The sequence below is a fragment of the Micromonospora violae genome (assembly GCF_004217135.1).
Taxonomy (GTDB): Bacteria; Actinomycetota; Actinomycetes; order Mycobacteriales; family Micromonosporaceae; genus Micromonospora; species Micromonospora violae.
In genome coordinates, this window is the sequence record NZ_SHKK01000001.1 from 416,270 (window position 1) to 434,763 (window position 18,494).

General features: G+C 71.5%; 19 protein-coding genes and 1 pseudogene. 7 read left to right on the plus strand and 13 right to left on the minus strand.

What is annotated here, in order from left to right:
- Positions 1-134 precede the first annotated feature (134 nt).
- From EV382_RS01925 to EV382_RS01935, 3 genes are all read right to left on the minus strand, one after another.
- Positions 135-962 (minus strand): SAM-dependent methyltransferase, encoded by an 828-nt coding sequence (locus tag EV382_RS01925; protein ID WP_130399930.1) that lies wholly within the window; start codon positions 960-962, stop codon positions 135-137.
- Between the two features lie 319 nt (positions 963-1,281).
- Positions 1,282-1,671: a hypothetical protein gene (locus tag EV382_RS01930; RefSeq protein ID WP_130399931.1), complete on the minus strand. Its 390-nt coding sequence runs from the start codon at positions 1,669-1,671 to the stop codon at positions 1,282-1,284.
- Between the two features lie 65 nt (positions 1,672-1,736).
- The gene (locus EV382_RS01935) at positions 1,737-2,990 is read right to left on the minus strand and encodes an MFS transporter (RefSeq protein ID WP_130399932.1); all 1,254 of its coding nucleotides are present in this window, start codon (positions 2,988-2,990) and stop codon (positions 1,737-1,739) included.
- A 92-nt stretch (positions 2,991-3,082) separates the two neighbouring features.
- Here EV382_RS01935 and EV382_RS01940 point away from each other — a divergent pair, with 92 nt between their 5' ends.
- Complete coding sequence (locus tag EV382_RS01940; RefSeq protein ID WP_130399933.1) at positions 3,083-3,703, plus strand: CGNR zinc finger domain-containing protein; 621 nt, start codon at positions 3,083-3,085, stop codon at positions 3,701-3,703.
- A 74-nt stretch (positions 3,704-3,777) separates the two neighbouring features.
- On the opposite strand, the gene EV382_RS01945 is transcribed toward EV382_RS01940, so the two are convergent.
- Positions 3,778-4,863 (minus strand): hypothetical protein, encoded by a 1,086-nt coding sequence (locus tag EV382_RS01945; protein ID WP_130399934.1) that lies wholly within the window; start codon positions 4,861-4,863, stop codon positions 3,778-3,780.
- 157 nt (positions 4,864-5,020) lie between these two features.
- On the opposite strand from EV382_RS01945, the gene EV382_RS01950 reads away from it, so the two are divergent.
- Together EV382_RS01950 and EV382_RS01955 are read left to right on the plus strand one after the other, a co-directional pair.
- On the plus strand, positions 5,021-5,848 hold the full coding sequence (locus EV382_RS01950; RefSeq protein WP_165435695.1) for an alpha/beta hydrolase fold domain-containing protein: 828 nt from the start codon (positions 5,021-5,023) through the stop codon (positions 5,846-5,848).
- Entirely contained in the window at positions 5,821-6,720 is a 900-nt protein-coding gene (locus EV382_RS01955) for an RNA polymerase subunit sigma-70 (RefSeq protein ID WP_130399936.1), read from the plus strand. The genes EV382_RS01950 and EV382_RS01955 overlap by 28 nt, the downstream gene beginning before the upstream one ends.
- A gap of 35 nt (positions 6,721-6,755) precedes the next feature.
- Here EV382_RS01955 and EV382_RS01960 read toward each other — a convergent pair whose 3' ends face one another.
- Entirely contained in the window at positions 6,756-8,051 is a 1,296-nt protein-coding gene (locus EV382_RS01960) for a GAF domain-containing protein (RefSeq protein ID WP_130399937.1), read from the minus strand.
- Between the two features lie 192 nt (positions 8,052-8,243).
- A complete protein-coding gene (locus EV382_RS01965; RefSeq protein WP_130399938.1) occupies positions 8,244-8,645 on the minus strand; it encodes a MerR family transcriptional regulator in 402 nt (133 codons plus the stop codon).
- 56 nt (positions 8,646-8,701) lie between these two features.
- On the opposite strand from EV382_RS01965, the gene EV382_RS01970 reads away from it, so the two are divergent.
- Positions 8,702-9,607: an oxidoreductase gene (locus EV382_RS01970; protein ID WP_130399939.1), complete on the plus strand. Its 906-nt coding sequence runs from the start codon at positions 8,702-8,704 to the stop codon at positions 9,605-9,607.
- 36 nt (positions 9,608-9,643) lie between these two features.
- Here the strand turns inward: EV382_RS01970 and EV382_RS01975 are convergent, their stop codons facing one another.
- The 3 genes from EV382_RS01975 to EV382_RS01985 all read right to left on the minus strand — a co-directional run bounded on the left by EV382_RS01975 (position 9,644) and on the right by EV382_RS01985 (position 12,325).
- Complete coding sequence (locus EV382_RS01975) at positions 9,644-10,507, minus strand: LLM class F420-dependent oxidoreductase (protein ID WP_130399940.1); 864 nt, start codon at positions 10,505-10,507, stop codon at positions 9,644-9,646.
- A gap of 67 nt (positions 10,508-10,574) precedes the next feature.
- Entirely contained in the window at positions 10,575-11,222 is a 648-nt protein-coding gene (locus EV382_RS01980) for a response regulator transcription factor (RefSeq protein WP_130399941.1), read from the minus strand.
- On the minus strand, positions 11,219-12,325 hold the full coding sequence (locus EV382_RS01985; RefSeq protein ID WP_165435696.1) for a sensor histidine kinase: 1,107 nt from the start codon (positions 12,323-12,325) through the stop codon (positions 11,219-11,221). Before EV382_RS01985 ends, EV382_RS01980 begins: the two co-directional genes overlap by 4 nt.
- Positions 12,326-12,463: 138 nt before the next feature.
- On the opposite strand from EV382_RS01985, the gene EV382_RS01990 reads away from it, so the two are divergent.
- Both EV382_RS01990 and EV382_RS01995 read left to right on the plus strand, forming a co-directional pair.
- Positions 12,464-13,057 (plus strand): CDP-alcohol phosphatidyltransferase family protein, encoded by a 594-nt coding sequence (locus EV382_RS01990; RefSeq protein WP_130399943.1) that lies wholly within the window; start codon positions 12,464-12,466, stop codon positions 13,055-13,057.
- Positions 13,054-13,524: a VTT domain-containing protein gene (locus tag EV382_RS01995; protein WP_130399944.1), complete on the plus strand. Its 471-nt coding sequence runs from the start codon at positions 13,054-13,056 to the stop codon at positions 13,522-13,524. The genes EV382_RS01990 and EV382_RS01995 overlap by 4 nt, the downstream gene beginning before the upstream one ends.
- Positions 13,525-13,547: 23 nt before the next feature.
- On the opposite strand, the gene EV382_RS02000 is transcribed toward EV382_RS01995, so the two are convergent.
- Positions 13,548-14,390, minus strand: coding sequence for a LysR family transcriptional regulator (locus EV382_RS02000; RefSeq protein WP_165435697.1), 843 nt, complete (start codon positions 14,388-14,390; stop codon positions 13,548-13,550).
- A gap of 108 nt (positions 14,391-14,498) precedes the next feature.
- Here EV382_RS02000 and EV382_RS02005 point away from each other — a divergent pair.
- Positions 14,499-15,587, plus strand: a pseudogene (locus EV382_RS02005) (MFS transporter); the annotation flags it as partial.
- A 27-nt stretch (positions 15,588-15,614) separates the two neighbouring features.
- Here the strand turns inward: EV382_RS02005 and EV382_RS02010 are convergent.
- From EV382_RS02010 to EV382_RS02020, 3 genes are all read right to left on the minus strand, one after another.
- A complete protein-coding gene (locus EV382_RS02010; RefSeq protein ID WP_244236503.1) occupies positions 15,615-16,865 on the minus strand; it encodes an MFS transporter in 1,251 nt (416 codons plus the stop codon).
- A 62-nt stretch (positions 16,866-16,927) separates the two neighbouring features.
- Positions 16,928-17,797 (minus strand): fructosamine kinase family protein, encoded by an 870-nt coding sequence (locus tag EV382_RS02015; protein ID WP_130399947.1) that lies wholly within the window; start codon positions 17,795-17,797, stop codon positions 16,928-16,930.
- Positions 17,798-17,807: 10 nt separating this feature from the next.
- Positions 17,808-18,401 carry a DinB family protein gene (locus EV382_RS02020; RefSeq protein ID WP_130399948.1) on the minus strand — a complete coding sequence of 198 codons (594 nt, stop codon included), beginning with the start codon at positions 18,399-18,401 and terminating at the stop codon, positions 17,808-17,810.
- Positions 18,402-18,494 lie beyond the last annotated feature (93 nt).

Genomic DNA, 18,494 nt, shown 5'->3' on the forward strand with positions numbered 1-18,494 from the left:
CACGCGAATTTTCACGGCCGAGGACCTGCACCTCGCTGCCCGCTGGTGCCCTGGGGCATGCCGCCTCCGACGCGTGCCAGGGGGCCCGTCGGCGGACGTGGTCTCGCCGACGGGGCCGCGCCGGGTGACTGCGCCTACGGCTTGCGGGCGAGGAGCCCGACGAAGGTGTGATAGGTGTCGGTCTGGGGCAGAGCGGGCGCACCCGGCTCTGGACGCCACTCGGCCAGTGGCACCAGCCCCGGCTCCAGCACGGTCAGCCCGTCGACGAACGAGAGGATTTCCTCGTCCGTACGCCAGCGGCCGGTGCCCAGCGACTCGTTGAAGACCCGCTCGACCTCGCGGGCCTTGCGGGAGCCCTCCGGGTCTCGCTCACCCGGGTCGCGGAAGTGCGAGATGGCGACGTAGCTGCCGGAGGGCAGCGCGTCGATCAACTCGGCCGCGACCGCTCGCGGGTCTTCGTCGTCACCGAGGTGGTGCAGGATGGCGAAGAGCAGCAACCCGATCGGCCGGTCGAAGTCGAGGAACCGACGTGCGTCCGGATGGTTGAGGATCTCCTGCGGCGACCGGATGTCCGCCTGGATCACCGTCGCGGTGCCTTCTGCGGCGAGCAGGGCGCGCCCGTGCGTCAGCACGATCGGGTCATTGTCCACGTACACCACTTGGGCTTTGGGGTTCTGCTCGGTGGCGACCTCGTGCACATTGCCCTGGGTGGGCAGCCCCGACCCGATGTCGAGGAACTGGTCGATGCCCCCTTCGGTGACGAGGTGGCGGATCACTCGACGCAGAAAGGCCCGGTTGGCCTGGCCGGCGGCCGGCCCATCCGGTGTGATCCGCAGAGCGTGCTCGGCGACCTTCCGGTCGGCCTCGAAGTTGTCCTTGCCGCCGAGGAAGAAGTCATAGACCCGGGCCACGCTGGGAATGCGGGGGTCGATGCCAGGGGGGGCCGCTTTGTCGCGGGTCACAGGCGTCTCCATTCGATTCAAATCAGCGCGGGCTGAGATCTGGGCGGCGGTGCCGGCGTTGCGGCGAGTGTAGCGATCGGGAGGGCTGAATTTTCACCCCGGCTGGTACCGCTCCCAACGAACCGTCCCGTCAGCAGCAGTTCATCGCCCGACATGCCGGAACTGACGCCGTGTGGCCGACCCGGGTCGTACCCGTGCGGTCAGGTCGAATGGGCGATCAGCTGGCAGGCGCGGGCGATTGCTGCGCACCTCCTGGCGGGTGTGCGGTGACCGCCCGCGACCCGGCCCTGCCAGCGTCATGATCAGGTGACGGTGAGGATCAGCAGGTGTGCGTCTGCCAGGTCACCTTGGTCACGAACGCGGGCACGTACAGGTTTTCGCTGTTGTTGGGGCGGACGCAGATCTCGCCGGTGTGGATCGACCCGTTGTACAGGTAGGACCAGGTGATCTCGGCGTTGCGGGACGTGTAGTTGTAGAAGTTGAACGCGGGGACCCGGCCGGTCCATTCGCTGCTGGTCACCAGGGACGGAGTCTCGACCGGGCCCTCCGCCGGGTGGTTCCAGTTCGGCCAGATGCAGAAGGTGCCCTGCGGGCAGTTGCCGGCTGGCCACAGGCCGCTCGATGCGTGGGAAGCCGCTGCCGAGGCGGCGGGGGCGGTGGCCAGGACGGCTACGACGGACGTGGCGAGGGCGAGGGACTTCAACAGCACGGGCTACCTACCCCAGATAGACATCGATGGATGGCTATTGAGGTTACTGGTGGATATTTGCGTCGTCAATCACTGGGGATGGTCGCGCCCGTCAGCGGCGCCACGCGGTCGTCCGAGGGTCGCTCGGGCGACGGTGCCGCCCGGCGGTGGCGTTGTCCCTCCGACGGGCCGGGCGCGGGCCGGATGAGTCGTTCGCCGAGAGCCAGCACCAGAGCGATGACGCCGAGCAGGGCCCCGATCAGCACGGTTGCGCGCACACCGTGACTCGGCAGGGCCAGGCCGCCGACGAACGCGCCAGCGGTGATGCCGACGTTGACCGCGGCGGAGACCGTGGCGGCGGCGAGGTCGGAGCGCCCGGGGGCCACCTGCAGCACGAGGCCGCCGAGCGCCGCGGTGAACGCGGCGAACGCCAGCCCGGCCACCGCGATCAGGGCGACGGACACCGATGGCCGGTGGCCGAACGTGGACAACCCGAGCAGTGCCGCCGACTGCACGGCGACGGTCGCGAGCAGGGCGAGCCAGGGGCTGCGGTCCAGGAGCGCGCCGATGGCGAGGATGCCGAGCACGCTGGCGATGCCCCGCGCCAACAGGATGGCGCCGACCGACGAGGCGGAGAATCCGCTGACCTCGGTGACGAAAAGGGCCACATAGGTGTACGCGGAGATGGCGCCGGCGGTCGCCAGGACCGCCACCGCCACCAGCAGCCAGAAGCGTCGGGCGTCGGGCGTCGCACCTCGGGCGGCGTGTCCCTCTTCCGGCCGTGTCGAGGGCAGCAGCGCGGCCACCACGACCAGCACGACCGCGCCGAGCCCGGCCACGGCCAGGAACGAGGCCCGCCACCCGACACGGTCGCCCAACCAGGTGCCGGCGGGCACCCCCAGGGCCAACGCGACCGTGCCGCCGGCGAACACCACCGCGACCACCCGTCCGCGTAGTGCGGGCCGGAACAACTCGGCCGCGGCCGGCACCACGACGGCCCAGAACAGCGCGTGGGTCGCCGCGGTGACCATCCGGGCCGCCAGGAGCAGCGCGAAGGTGCTCGTCAGTGCCGCGGCGGCGGTGCTGAGGACGAAGCCGACCAGGAGTGCCGACAGGAGCCATCGGCGCGGGACCCGGCGGACCAGCGCCGTCAACGGGACCGAGGCGACCATCACCACCGCGCCGTACACGGTGACGAGCATGCCCACCTGTGGCGGCGAGACGGCCAGGTCCGCCGCCATCGGGAGCAGCAGCCCGATCGGCAGCGCCTCGGCGGTGGTGTAGAGGAACGTCCCGCCGGACAAACCGATCAGCGCTCCCACTGCCCGCCTGCGTTCCATCGAACCCTCCCGCCGTTACCAGTGAAACCAGCTATGGTGGAAACAGGCTAGTGGCACCCTTCGATGCGAGTCAACTGGTAAAGTGAGTTTCGATGGAAACACGTGCGGGCGTCACGCGGATGCGCCTGGTGGGCGGCAACCTCGCTCTGGACTTCGTCAACACCCGTAGCGGTCCGCCCGTCGGTGCTCCGGACGATGACGTGCTGACCGGCTACGCCGAGCTGGTCGCCTGGGGCGCGTACGCGGGTGCGCTCAGCGAGCCGGAGGCGCAGGCGTTACGCCGGCTGTCCCACGACGACCCGGGCGGCGCTCAGGCCGCCTTCGTCCGATCGCTGCGCATCCGCGACGATCTCGACGACGTGTTCCGGGCGGTGGCCGCCGGCCGCAGCCCGAGCACGTCCGTCCTGGCCCGCCTGCGGGACGATGAAGCGGACGCGCTCGGTCACGCACGGCTCGACCGTGGACGCGCGTTCGGATGGACCTGGCGAGACGACCGGACGCTCGACCGGCCACTGCGGCCGGTGGTGCACGCGGCGGTCCAGCTGCTCACCACCGGCGCACTCAACCGGATCAAGGGATGCGGAGGTTGTCGCTTCCTCTTCCACGACGAGAGCAAGAACCGCAGTCGCCGCTGGTGCAGCATGGACGACTGCGGAACGTCCGAGAAGATCCGCCGCTACGTCGCCGCGCGCCGCACCCGCGCCACGGGCTGAACCCGCGCCGCGCACCACCACCACCACCGCGTCGGCGGCGACCTCGGTACGGTCACCGCCGACGCGACCCGACGTCAGAGCCGGGAGGTGAAGGTGGCCAGGAAGCGGTGTGGGGTGACCACGCCGGCGTTGTCGAAGCAGATCACGTCCACGTCGGCGTTGGTGGTGTACGTCCACGACTGGGTGAGGTGGCAGTAGTTGCTGCCACTGCCCTGCGCCACCACCTGGGCGTGTGTCTCCTTGACGCCGATCTGCGGGAAGGTCGCCAGGTAGCGGCCGGCGGGCGCCAGCGGCACCACCGTGTTCGCGCCGACGCCGAGCACCGAGTTGTCGTTGGTCGGCCCGCCGACGGCGGTACCCAGGTAACCGAAGTACGTCGGCGGCCCGAGGGAGCCGATCACCGGCCGCCGACGGTGGTACGAGACGGTGAAGTCGGTGTTGATGAAAGCGCCGGCCTGGTCGTAGCAGAAGACGTACACCTGCACGTCGCTTCCCACCGCGCTCCAGGTGTAGACCTTGCACCGGCGCGGCCCGGCGTTCGGCTGTACGGCGGTGACCTGCACGTTGCCGGCGAGCACCCCGGCCACGCCGACCCCGGGCAACCGCACCACGTACTGCCCGACACCCACCGGTCCGGCCGCGTTCGCCACACCCGTCGAGTTGTACGACTGCACCACCGCGCCAGCGCCCCACTGCACGTACGCGTGGGAGGTGCCGGCCGGCAACACGCCCGAACTGGTCGTCCAGAGCACGGTGAACGGGGTGTCGTCGCGGGTGCCGCCGGGCTTGTGGCACTGCACGTCGACGATCTCGTCGGCACCGGACTGGAACCAGCGAACCACCTCGCAGTAGTGCCCGGTCCGGTTGACGGGGGTCACGTGCGGCACGCCCCGCGAACCGGCGCCCACCTGAGGGAAACGCACCTGGAACCGGCCGGGCGCGAGCTTGATGCCGTCGGCCCAGGCGGCCGGGAACGCGGTCTTCCAACTACCCCACTGCCGGCTGGTGTCCAGCACGGTCCAGACCGCGACGGTGGGGTCCTTGACGTACGCGAAGCCCCAGCGGTCGGCGGTGGCCGCCGCGGCCGGGGACGCCGGCGTGAGTGCGCCGGCGGCCAGGACGGCGGCCAGCGCAGCGGTGACAAACGATCGGAGACGCATCTGTTCCTCCAGTCGACGGGAACATGTCGGGGAGGAGTGTGCGCGCGGTGAAGCCATGGTCACAGTCGGCTACTTCGTGCTCTGCTGTCGGCTGTGCGGCTACGCGCCACGGCTTCCACGCCGATTCCTTTCGCGTACGCCGCCGGTCGATATCCACATGACTGCGATACGAGAGATGTACGCCCGCTGGGCCGCGGGGGACATGGGCGAGGACGACCAGTGGGGAGACGTCACCGCCGAGCCACGCGGCCTGGACTACGCGGAGGTGTCCGCCGACGGCGTACCGGCGATGTGGCTCATCCCGCACGGCGTCGGCCCCGACCGGGTGATCGTCGCGCTGCACGGTGGCGGGTTCGTGAGCGGGTCCATCTACACCCACCGCAAGATGTACGGACACCTGGCGAAAGCGGCCGGGGTACGGGTGCTGCTCGCCAGCTACCGGCAGGCGCCCGAGTTCCGCTTCCCGGCGCAGATCGAGGACGCGGTCACCGCGTACCGCTGGGCGGTGGCGCGTACCCAGGTGGTGGCTCTGGCGGGCGACTCCTCGGGTGGCGGCCTCGCCGTGCAGGTGGCCCTCCGCGAACCCGGTGTCGCCGCGCTGCTGTTGCTGTCGCCGTGGATCGACATGGATCCGGCGCAGACGGCGACCTCATACGAGGAGAGCGCCGGCACGGATCTCTTCTTCACCCGTCCGATGGTGCAGGGTCTCATTGCGCAGTACCTGCCGCAGGGCCACAGTGGTCTGGCACCAGAGGTCAACGCCTTCCACGCCGACCTGTCCGCGCTGCCTCCCCTCTACGTGCAGTGCGGCGGTGAGGAGAGCGGCCGTGGTGACAGTGAACGCCTCGCGAAGCTGACCGGGGCCCAGATGGACGTCTTCGACGGGCAGTTGCACACGTTCCAGATGGCGGCCGGGCGGGCACCGGTCGCCGACGAGGCGATCGGGAGGTTGGCCGCATGGGTACGCCCGAAGCTGGGGCTCTGACCGAGGCGTTCGAGGTCGAACGTCGAGGGTTGTTCGCCCACGCGTACCGGATGCTCGGCGCGTACCACGAGGCCGAGGACGTCGTGCAGGACACGTACGTGCGGGCGCTGCGCGGGTGGGAGACGTTCGAGCGGCGATCGTCGCTGCGCACCTGGCTCTACCGGATCGCCACGAACGTCTGCCTCACCGTCCTCGAGGGCCGTGGGCGGCGCGCGCTCTCCCTCGGTCTCGGTCCGGACGGCCTGGGTCCGTGGCTTGAGCCGTTACCGACGGATCCGGTCGACCTGGTGACCGCGCGGGAGAGTGTGCGGCTCGCCTTCGTGGTGGGGTTGCATCACCTCGCCCCTCGGCAGCGGGCCGTTCTGCTGTTGCGTGAGGTGTTGGCCTTCTCGGCGGCCGAGACCGGGGAGGCGCTGGGCATGTCCGTGCCGGCGGTGAAGAGCGCCCTCCAACGGGCCAGAGCCCGACTCGCCGAGGTGGCGCCGGCCCGCGACGACGTGCTGGACGTCACCTCGCCCCGGGCCCGGGAGCTGCTCGCCAGGTACATGGCGGCGTGGGAGACATCCGACGCGGACGCGTTCCGCGAGGTGTTGCGCGCGGACGCGTCCATCGAACCGGTGGGCTCGCCGGTCTCGTACGCCGGTCGGGCGGCGTGCCTGGCCTTCGCCGGGCCCGCGCTGGGCAGTGCCGGGGATTGGCGGATGGCGGCGACCGAGGCGAACGGCCAGCCCGCAGCCGTGGCGTGGTTCCAGGGCGAGCCCTACGGTGTGGCGGTGTTGACGGTCGCCGACGACGGGATCGTCGCGATCACCCTCTTCGGGAACCCGAAGGTGGTGGAGCCCTTCGTCCGCGAGCCCGCTCGGGGTCGGTGATACGAGGGCTGCGGCCCTGCGGGTCTCCCGAGTGCTCAGCGGTTGAGGTACGCGGTGAGGCCACCGAGTTCCTCGCTGGCGATGAACACCGACCGCACGTTGAGGATGGCTTCCTCCACGTGGGTGGAGCAGCCCCACGCCGAGTCGCCCCACGAATCGGCGATCTTGATCTCGGCCGGCGCGGCGCACCCGGCGGCACCGCCGAGCTGACAGTGCTCGGGGTGCGGCGTGGCCGCCTGCGCGACAGCGGCGGCACGCATCTGCGCGGCGAGTTCCGCCGCGGCGGCGGCGCGCTGCTCAGCCTCGGCGCGCAGGTCCCGCTCCACGCGTAGCACCTTGGCCAGCTCGTCGTTGGCCGCCTTGGCGCGTGCCTCGGCGGCGAGTTTCGCCTGCTCGATGTGGTGGCGTTCGATGGCCAGGGCGGCGGTGCCGGCGAAGAGCCGGGCGAGCGCGAGGTCGGTGTCCTGCGGGACGCGCGGGGTGCGGTGATACATCGCGAAGGTGCCCAACAGGCCGCCGTCGCGGCCCAGGATCGGGGTCGACCAGCAGGCCGCCAACCCGGCCTGGTCAGCCAGGTCCCGGAAGTCGTTCCAGAATGGATCGGTGGTGATGTCGGTGACGATGACCGGTTCCCGCCGGTGCGCGGCGGTGCCGCACGAGCCGACACCCTCGCCGGTCGCGATGCCGTCGATGGCCTTGTTGTAGAAGTCGGGCAGGCTCGGCGCGGCGCCGTGGCGCAGGTGCCGGGCGTCGGGATCGGCGAGCAGGACGGAGACGAGCACCTCCTGCGGTGCGAGGTTCTCGATACAGCGGGCCATCCCGTCGAGCACCTCGACCAGCGGTGCCTGGCGGGCGATCTGCTCCAGCAGGGCACGGTGTTCGGCCATCAACCGCTGGGCATGCTTGACCTGGGTGGTCTCCACACCCAGCACCCGAACGCCGATCACATTGCCGTCGGCGTCCCGGCGCGGCTCGTAGGTGAAGTCGAAGAACGCCTCGCGCGACTGCGGGCCGCTGCCCAGCATCACCCGGACGTCCCGCCCGGTGTAGGGCTCACCCGTGCGCAGGACCTGATCCAGGAGCGCGATGAATCCCTGATCGGCCAGCTCAGGCATCAGTTCGGCGAGCGCGACCCCGACCCGGGCCCGTTCCTCGCCGACGGTGGCGAAGAACGCCGGGTTCGCCGTCTGCACCACGTGTGCGGGCCCCGCCAGAGACGCGAAGACGGCGATGGACTGCCCGAACAACGCCCGCAGGTCCTCCTCCGCTGCTCGCTCGGCAGCCGCCGGACCCGCAGCAGCGGTAGACCGTTGGTCTGGCACCGCGGTCATGGTGTGGTGTCGCCTCTCGTCTGCGGATAGGGGAACGGCCGATGGCGCCGCCGGGGGAGTGCGGGTCGCCGCGGTGCGGTGGCGATCGGCAGAAGCTGTCGCCGGTGCAGCGTACCCACGCCTGCCATCGGGGCCTTACCCACCAACCACGCACCGCAACCCGTCGCCCGAACAGCCGGTGCGGGCCGGGGTTTACTGATGCCAGGGGTCACCGGACGCGCCGGCGGCGAGGTGTCGTTCGTAGCTGGCCACTTTGCCGTTGATGAGGTCGAGGCAGTCATGCAGCTGCGCGAGCTGCCCGGTGATGTGGCGCTGGTGTTCGCGCAGCAGCGTGAGCCGTTCCGCCTCATTGCCGCTGCCCTCCCGGACGAGTTGGGCCAGGCGGCTGATCGTGGAGAGCGGCATCCCGGACGCCCGAAACTTCACGCAGTTCGTCAACCACTCGACATCCCAGGCGCTGTAGACGCGCCTGCCGGCCCCGTCGCGCCGCACCTCACTGGCGAGCAGACCCGCACGCTCGTAGAGCCGCAGGGTGTGCACGCTCAGCCCGGTACGCTGCGCCACCTGTCCGATGCTCAGGCCGCTGTCCGCCATGGCATCGACCGTAACCTGTTGACCTAGACCTCGGTCTAGCACCTAGCGTCCGCGACATGACCCACACCACATTCGGTGCCCACAGTACGACCGGCGACGTCCTCGCCGGAATCGACCTGACCGGCAGGACCGCCCTCGTCACGGGCGGCTACTCCGGCCTCGGTCTCGCCACGACCCGCGCGCTCAGCCGTGCCGGGGCCCGGGTCGTCGTGCCCGCCCTCCGCCCGGACGTGGCGCGGCAGGCCCTCGCCGACGTGGCCGGGGTCGAGGTCGACCAGCTCGATCTCGCCGACCTCGACTCCGTCCGCGCGTTCGCCGAACGGTTCCGCCGCCGCCACCCCGCCCTCGACATCCTGATCGCGAGTGCCGGAGTCATGGCCTGCCCGCAGCGGCGGGTCGGGCCCGGCTGGGAAGCCCACTTCGCGATCAACCACCTCGGCCACTACGCGCTGACGAATCTGCTGTGGCCCGCGCTCACCACCGCCGACACCGCCCGTGTCGTCTCGGTCGCCTCCGGCCGTGACGCGACGTGGCGTTTGCGGTGGGACGACGTGCAGTTCGAACGCGGCTACGACAAGTGGGCGGCATACACCCAGTCCAAGCTCGCGAACATCCTGTTCGCCCGCCACCTCGACATGCTCGGCAGGGCGCGGCGGGTCCGCGCCTTCGCCGTCAACCCCGGCTGGATCCTCACCCCGCTGCAACGACACCTCGCGGTCGAGGAGATGGTCACGGCCGGCTGGATCGATGCGGACGGCACGCCCGCGCCGGGCCTGTTCAAGACCGTCGAGCAGGGCGCGGCGACCCAGGTGTGGGCCGCCACGTCACCGGACCTCGACGCGAACGGCGGCGAGTACTGCGTGGACTGCCGCGTCACCCCCGGCAGCCCCACGGACGGTGTCGAGGCGGCCCGCCTCTGGGCGCTGTCGGCCGACCTGACCGGCCTCAACATCGTCGGCTGAGCCTCGGCCGGCGCGGCGGACGTGGGTTGTCGACCGTCAGATCAGGGCCGCGGCGAGGGCGCGGAACCCGTCGGCGGGGAACGACGTGTCGTCGCCACCGTTGAGGACCTGGATCGCCACCTCGTCCGCGCCGGCCTGGTAGTGCTTCTCCAGCCCCGCCGCCACCTTCTCGACGGTGCCCCAGGGGATCAGCGCGTCGACGAGGCGGTCGCTGCCGCCGTCGGCGAAGTCCTCGTCGGTCCAGCCGAACCGCCGCAGGTTGTTGGTGTAGTTGGGCAGCGCGAGGTACCCGCTCGTGTACTGCCGGGCGGTGGCGCGCGCGGTGCTGGCGTCCGGGTCGAGGACGACCGCGACCTCGGGGGCGAGCAGCCGGTCGGGCCCGATCGCCGCCCGGGCCTCGGCGGTGTGCTCGGCCGGGACGAAGTACGGGTGCGCCCCGCTCGCACGGTCGCGGGAGAGTTCGAGCATCCGCGGGCCCAGCGCGGCCAGGATGCGCCGCTCGGGCGACACCCCGGCCGCGTCGAGGCCGTCCAGGTAGTCCACCATCCGTGAGTACGGCCTGCGGTAGTCGGTGCCGCCGCCTTCCACGATCACCGCATGGCTGGCGCCGAGGCCGAGCAGGAAGCGGCCGGGGTGCGCCCGCTCCGCGTCGTGGGCGAACGCCGCCACCTCGGGGGGTGTCGAGTGCCAGATGCTCACGATTCCCGTTGCGACCCCGATGCGCGTCGTGCCGTCCAGGATCTCCCGGAAGCGGGGGGCGACGTTCTCTCCGAAACCGCCGGAGAACCAGATCCGGGCGTAACCGAGGTCCTCCAGTTCGGTCGCGGCGGCGACGGCCTCGCCCGCACTCTCGCTAGCCAGGAAGAACGGTTGCCACACACTGACGAGTCGTTGTGTCATAGCAAAACCCTACGACCCGTCAGCCGCTGTTGCGGGCAGCCCCGACTGCTCCGCACCGATTCACCGGTCACGGCGCAAGGCCGGCCTGGATCGCCAAAATGGCGGCCCGTACGCGATCACGGCTGCCGGTCTTGGCCAGCACGTTGGTCACGTGGGACTTGACGGTGCTCATGGACAGGTAGAGGCGTTCGGCGATCTCGTTGTTGTTGAGCCCGGCACCGATCAGGGCGAGCACGTCGGTCTCCCGGGCGGTCAGCTGGTAGGCCGCCAACTCCACCCGGGTGGCCGGCCCGGTCGTGCGGACCCGATCGAGCACGGCGCCGGTGACCTCGGCGGAGAGGACCGCCTCGCCGGCCGCGACGGTGCGCACGGCGGCGATCAGGTCGCGGGCGCTGGAGCGTTTGAGCAGGAACCCTCGGGCGCCGGCGGCGATGGCGTCCAGGACGTAGGCGTCGTCGTCGAAGGTGGTGACGACGATGACGGCCGGCGCGTGCGGGATCCTGGCCAGCTCGCGGGTGGCTTGCAGGCCGTCGAGTACCGGCATGCGGATGTCGACGAGGGCGACGTCGATGCGGGAGTCGCGACGCACGGCGTCGAGGAACTGCCGACCGTCGGCGCTCTCGGCCGCGACCTGGATGTCGGGTTGGGACCGCAGGATCAGGCTGAAGCCGTCCCGGACCAGCTCCTGGTCGTCGGCGATCGCGACCCGGATCATGGGGTCGCCGCCGGCAGGTCGGCCTGCACCACCGTGCCGCCGCCGGGGCGCTGGCTGAGCTGCCAGCTCCCACCTCGCGCGGCGACGCGCTCTGAGATGCCGAGCAGCCCCGAGCCGCTGGTGGGTGCGCGGGGCGGTCCGATGCCGTCGTCGCTGACCCGCAGGCGGACGTGATCGCCGACGCGGACCAACTCGACCCAGGCCGCCGTGGCTTTCGCGTGCCGGGCGATGTTGGTGAGGGCCTCCTGGGTGATGCGGTAGGCGGTCAACACACCGACCTCGTCCAGGCCCGGCTCGGGGTCCAGGTGGACCCGGACCGTCACACCCTGTTGGCGTAGGGGCTGGGCGAGCAACTCGTCGATGTCGGAGAGGCGCGGCGGCGCGCTCACCGCGATCGACGCGTTCGGATCGCGCAGGTGCACGACGAGTGTGTCGAGTTCGCTCAGCGCGGTGCGACCGCTGTCCGCGATCGCCCGCAGGGCCGCCCCCGGGTCGGCACTGAGCTGGCCTGCCTCGGCCTGCACCACCATGGCGGTGACGTGGTGGCCGACCACGTCATGCAGCTCGCGGGCCAGGTTGGTGCGCTGTTCCCGCCAGGCCGCCTGGTCACGCAGGTCGCCTGCCTCGCGGGTGAGGGCGTAGCCCCGTGCCCAGGAGCGCAACAGGATGGCCAGGAGGTAGCCGGCCGTCACGAAGAAGAACGGCTGCTCGTACAGCCCTCGCTCGTTGACGAGCGCGGTGACGAGGGCGCCGGCCGCGCCGATCAAGCCCGCCACCCACCCCCGCCACGGGTGTCGGGCCGGGTCCTCGCAGACGGAGACGAACACCAGGCCGGCGGCGGCGAGGCCCAACTGCACCGACTCCCCGGTGCTCACGATCGCCACGAACCCCGCGCAGGCGGCGAAGACCAGGGCCCGGTGGCGGGGGCGCAGCGCGATGGCCCCGAGGCCGACCGGTAGCACCAGCCACGCCCAGCCCGCCGCAACGGAGACGCCGCCTTCGACGGTGGTGACCACGGCGGCAATGATCAGACCCGCCGCACCGTAGGCGAGCCGGCGCACCCGTTCGGGGTCGCGCAACCGTTCGCGGATTGCAGTCAGCACCTGCACAGTCTCCGCGACCCGCCGAAGGACCGGCTAGTACCCAGGTACCGGATCGGCCGGCACCCCGGTACCACCGCCGCGACCGGCTCGGCACCGCGGCACGTTCCGCGACGACGCTGACCGCACGACCCTTCAGGGGTGACTCTCGTTGACTCCCGCGCCGCCACCACCGTCGGCCCGCTGCGGACGGTTCCCAACTACATCACCGCCATTCGCACGGTCGCCGCGGTCACCGTCGGTATCGCCGCCCTCGTCTCCGGTTCGTGGATATTGATGGCTGTATCGTACGGTATTTACTGGCTCGGTGACGTGCTCGACGGCTGGGCCGCCCGTCGGCTCGAACAGGAGACCCGAGCCGGGGCTGTCTTCGACATCGTGAGCGACCGCGCGTGCACCGCCGTACTCTGCGTGGGCCTGGTCGCCCTCGTGCCCGGGGTCGCGGTCGTGGCCCTGGTCTTCCTGCTCTCGTTCCTGGTGTTGGACACCATGCTGTCGCTGGCGTTCCTGTGCTGGCCCGTGCTCAGCCCCAACTACTTCCACCTGGTCGACCGGCGGGTGTGGGCGTTGAACTGGTCGCCCCTGGCCAAGGTCGCCAACACCGCCGGGGTCATCGGCGCCATCGCGATCGGGCAGTACCCGCTCGCGCTGGGCGTCGCCGTCGCCGTCGTCGCGGTCAAGCTGTGGTCGGCCGCAGCGGTGGTCCGGCTGCTCGAACGGGACGGCCGGGCGTGAGCATCCTCGCCGAGGCCGCGGTGGCGCTCGGCTACGGTCTCGCTTCGGCGCTCGTCCCGGTCGTCAACTCCGAGGCGTACGCCGTGGTCGCCGGGCACCGTGGCGGTCAGGCCATCATCGCCGTGGTCGCTCTGGCGCTCGGGCAGACCGCCGGCAAACTGCTCCTGTTCGAGTCGGCCCGTCGCGGATCGGGACAACTGGCCCAGAAGATCGCACAGCGGAGCGGAGCAGGTCGCGCGGCGGCTCGGGCCGCACGGTGGACCGAGCCGATCCGGCGCTGGCTTTCCCGCCGCCGCACCGCCCTACCGACCGTGCTGGTCTCCGCCGCCGTCGGGGTTCCACCGCTGGCCGTCGTCAGCGTCGCCGCCGGCACCACGGGCCTTCGACGCGGCGAGTTCGCCGTCGCGTGCCTCCTCGGGCGGGCGACCCGTTTCGCCCTCCTCGCCCTGCCCGCGCTGCTGGCCTGACAAGCAGGCGAGACGGCGGGTGCTCAGATGATGCGACGGAGCACCGTCTCCACGGCGTCGATCAGCGGATCACCATCGGTGCGCGGGTGCCGTGCGAGACCGAACTCGACGTCCGGTAGGACGGGCAGGGCATCCGGGTCGCGGCAGATCATGGCCGGTTCGACATTGGCGGGCATCAGCGCCGCGACGCCGAGCCCGGCTCGTACGGCGGCGAGGACCCCGACCAGGCTGTTGCTCTCGAAGGCCACCCGCCACCGCCGACCGGCACGTTCCAGTGCCTCCAGCACCGAGGTACGCCACGAGCACGGGTTGGAGAACAGCACCACCGGCAGCGGATCGGCGCGCACGTCCACCCCCTGCCCGGTCGCCCACACCAGCGGGGCGCGCATCGTCCAGCGCGGTGGCCCGGGAATGTCCGGTACGGCGTCGAGGACGAGTTGGATGCGGCCCGCGTCGTAGGCCTCCCGCATGGCGGCGTTGGAACAGCTGAGCACCTCCAGGGTCGCGCCGGGATGCAGCCGGGCAAGGTCGGCGAGGGCCTGCGGAAGCTGGGACGCGGCGAGGTCTTCGAGTAACCCGACGCCACAGTGGCCGGTGAGCGCGCGGCCGGTTTCGGCGAGTGCCTGTGCGGAGAGCGAGAGGATGCGTTCGGCGTACGGGAGGAGCTCCTCGCCCGCCCGCGTCGGCGAGACACCGGACGACGACCGGTGCAGCAGCGGACGGCCGACGACGCTCTCGAGTTTGCGTAGCTGTTGGCTGAGACCGGGCTGGGTGTGCCCGAGCGCGGCCGCGGCGCGGCTGATGCTGCCCTCGCGCACGGCGGCGACGAACGAGCGCAGCAGAGCGGTTTCCAGGTCCCTGGCCATAAGCATTGATTATGCCGACCTCAACAAAGTGGTGTCTTCTTATGGCGCGCGGGAGGAATTAGCGTCATTCGGGTGACCAGATACCGGCAGGTGCTCGCCGTGCCAGGGATGGCGCCGCTGCTGGGCGTCTCGCTGCTCGCCCGCACCGCGATAACGGCCGACGTGATGGCGCTGACCCTCTTTGTCGTCCTGGGCCTGGAGCTGAGCTACGCGGCGGCCGGTGGTGTCGCGGCGGCCCTGACCGTCGGCGTGGCGCTGGGCGGGCCACTGCTCGGTCGCCTGATCGACTCACGGGGCCTGCGGTTCGTCCTCCTGGTGACCGTCGCCGCGCAGATCGTGTTCTGGCTGGGCGTGCCCGTCCTGCCGTACCGGTTCCTGTTGGTCGCCAGCTTCATGGCGGGCCTGCTGATGGTGCCGGTAACGGCGGTGAGCAGGCAGGCGATCGCCGCGATGACGACGGCGCAGCAGCGCCGGGCCGCGTTCGCGCTGGAGTCGGTGCAGGGCGAACTGTCGTACATCGTGGGGCCGGCGGTGGTCATCCTGGGCGCGGCGACGGTGTCGCCCAAGGTGGTGGCGTGGGGGGTCGGTGCCGCGATCCTGGCTGGCGGCGTCGGCATCGCCGTGCTCAACCCGCCCATGCACGCCGAGGACGAGGCGGAGGCCGCCGCGACGGACCGACCCCCGCGCCGGCAGTGGCTCGGCGCCACGATGATCGCCACGTTGACGATGGCGTTCGGGACGACGACGTTGCTCAGCGGGGTCGACCTCGCCATCGTCGCCACGTTGCGGGAGGCGGGCCAGGTGTCCTGGGCCGCCGTCGTGGTCGTGGTGTTCGGCGTGTCGTCCGTCATCGGCGGGCTGGTCTACGGCGCGCTGACCCGGCCGCTGCCCACCTGGCTGCTGCTCGGTCTGCTCGGCGTCCTGACGATTCCCGCCGGGCTCGCCCACGACTGGCCCTGGTTGTGCGTGGCCGTCGTCGGCAGTGGGCTCCTCACCGCGCCCACCCTCGGCACGGTGGCCGACGCGGTGAGCCAGCTGGCGCCGCCCGGTGTGCGGGGCGAGGTGACAGGTCTGCAATCGTCGGCGCAGAGCGCTGGTTTCGCGCTCGGCGCTCCGCTCGTCGGTGTGGCGATCGACCTCACCGTGCCGGCGGGCGGTTTCGCGGCGGCCGGCCTCGCCGGCCTCGCCGCCGCACTGACCGGATACCTCCTGTCCCGCACGGCGTCACACCCGGCGCGTACCTCCGCCCGCAGCCGAGTCCGGCTGGTCAACAGGCCGACGCTCAGCTGGGGGAGTGGTGCCGGCCGACTCCGGCCGGGCGCGGCCGCGACGCGTGTCCACCGCGAGCAGGGTGAGCGCGGCCAGTGTTAGCAGCCCGCCGGCGAGTGCCAGCGGGCGTGCCCCCGAGAGGGGCAGGAGGGCACCACCGAGCAGTGACCCGCCAGCGATGCCGGCATTGAAGGCGGTGCTGACACCGGCCGACGCGATGTCGGTGCTGCCCGGGGCCAGGTGCAGCATCCGGTTCTGCACCGCGGAGCCGAACGCCGCGTACGCGAGGCCGATCCCGGCGAGGAGCGCGATCACACCCGGCCGGAGCGCGCCGAGCGCGTACAGCCCGAGCAGCGAGGCCGCGCCGATGCTCAACGGCGTCAGCAGCGAAGCGATCGGTCGGGTGTCCAGCGTCCGGGCCGCGACGAGGGTGCCGACGACGCCGGCCGCGCCGGAGACGAACAGCAGCGGCGCCAGTAGCGCGTCAGCGAAGCCACTGACGTCGAGCAGGAATGGTGTCACGTAGGTCTGCAGGGTCATGAAGCCGCCGATGCCGAGGGCGGTGGCGATCAGCAACACGGCGAAACGCCGTCCGTCCGGTGCGCTGCCCCGGGCGGCGCCGCCGGCGGCCGGGGGATAGGACGGCAGCAGCACCACCACCGCGGCGGCGATCGCCAGGCCGACCCCGGCCAGCACCGCGAACGCCGCCCGCCAACCGGCCTGCTGTCCGAGCCAGGTGCCCAGGGGTACGCCGAGCACCGGCGCGAGCGTCGCCCCGGTGGCGAACAGCGCCACCGCCCGGCCGCGCACCGCGACCGGAAACGGCCCGATCGCGGTCGCCGTGGCGATGGACCAGAACAGCGCCTGGGCGAGGGCGGTCACCAGTCGGGAACCAGCCAGCACGGCGTACGTCGGCGCGAGCGCGGCGGCGGCGTTCGCGGCGGCGAACAGGAGCATCGTGACGCCGAGCAGGTGCCGCCGGGGGATCCGCTGGGTCAGCCGGGTCAGCGGTACGGACGCCAGCACCACCACCACGGCGTACCCGCTGACCAGCAGACCCACCTGTGAGCGGGACCGGTCGAGATCGGGTGCGATGTGGGTCAGCAGACCGACCGGCAGCAGCTCGGTCGTGATGAACGCGAACGCGGCGAGGGAGAGCGCGACGAGCACGGCCCTGGCCCTTCGCGGCGACACCTGCGGCGCCATGACCCACCCCCCCGTTTCCGGGGTCACCGTAATGGAGGCCCCGACCCCTGCTCCGCTCGCGGTCAGGGTCGTGCCCGGAACGGGGCAAGGACGGCACGGATCTGCTCGGCCGCGCCCCAGTCGTCGTCGAACTGGGCCAGCACGGCGAGGTGTTGTCGCAGCTGGATGACCGGCATGCGGGCCTCCCAGTCGTCGTCGAGCGAGGTCAGCTCCGCGTAGACCTCGAACATCCGTCGTGCCTCGGGCGGGGGCGAGGTGGACCACACGTGCGCGAGGTCGACCTCGGCCCACATGTACGACACGGCCGGGTCGATCAGCGCGGGCTCTCCGTCCGCGGTGGCCAGGATGTTCTGTGCCCACAGGTCACCGTGCGTCAGACACGCCGGTCGGTCGGGCAGCAGGTCCGGCAGCCGGTCACAGAGCCGTTCCAGCGCCACTCGGTCTGCCGCGTCCAGCGCCGCCTCGACGCGGGGCTGATCGAGCCAGCGAAGCAGCCGGTGTTCCGCGAAGAAGGCGAAGCCGTCGTCGTTCCAGGTGTTGATCTGGCGACGACGGCCCAGCCAGTTGTCGTGGTGCCAGCCGAAGCGGGGATGGGTCGTGCTCAGGTGCAGGCCGGCGAGCAGGTGCGCGAACCGCTCCCAGAAGGCCTCGCTGCGCGGCCTCGCGCGCAGCACCGACAACACCAGTAGGTCCCGATCCGCCAGGATCACCTCGGGTGTCGCCACCCCGCCGAGCTCGCGCAGCGCGGCCAGCCCTTCGGCCTCGGCGGCGAAGACGTCGTCGGCGGGCGGGTCGGCGAAGCCCTTGACGAACACCGGCGGGGCATCCCGACGGGTGGCGATGCCGGCGAGCGCCGCGAGCCCGCCCGTCACCGGCTGCACCGTGACGACCTCACGCATACCGGCCCGGTGCAGGCGCTCCAGCAGGGTCATGCTTCCCCCATCAGGCGAAGCGGTCGGCCAGCTTGGTCAGCTTGCTGACATAGGCCGGCCAGTCGTAGTCCTCGGGAATGATGCTGCTGTCCTGGCGCAGGCCGATCGCCATATCGTGCTGTTCACGCATGATGTCGGCCTGCCCGGCGTGACGGGCGAGATCGCAGGTCACGTGGATGATGATCCGCTGTAGCGTCACGTCCTGCGTACCCGGCCGAAACCACGGCACCCGCCCCGGCGCGTCGAGCGGTAGCTCTTCGATCGTCTCGTCGGCGAACGCGCCGACCCGGCGGTACAGGTCGATCAGCCCGTCCTTCGTCTCGTCCTCCCGGGCGTACCAGTCGGCCTGGGGGTCCTCGTCGAACGCCGCCATCGGGACCAGCTCGTCGGGCGTCGGGAACTCGCGGCCGAAGGTGGGCCCGAAGTAGCCGGCCTCCACGTTGAGGCAGTGCTTGAGGAGGCCCAGCAGGTTGTTGCCGGTCGTCGTGCGGGGCAGTCTGACCTCGCGTTCGCTGAGCCCGTCGAGCTTCCAGATGAGGTCGTCCCGGGTTCCCTGGAGGTAGGCGCGCAGCGCGGCCTTCGGATCGCTCAGGTCAGCAGCCATGCCCGCCAGTCTTCCCTACCCGCCGGACCGTCGCGCACCCACGGCGGGCCGGTGCCAGGGCACCGGCCCGCCGAGCGAATCGACGTGTACGGG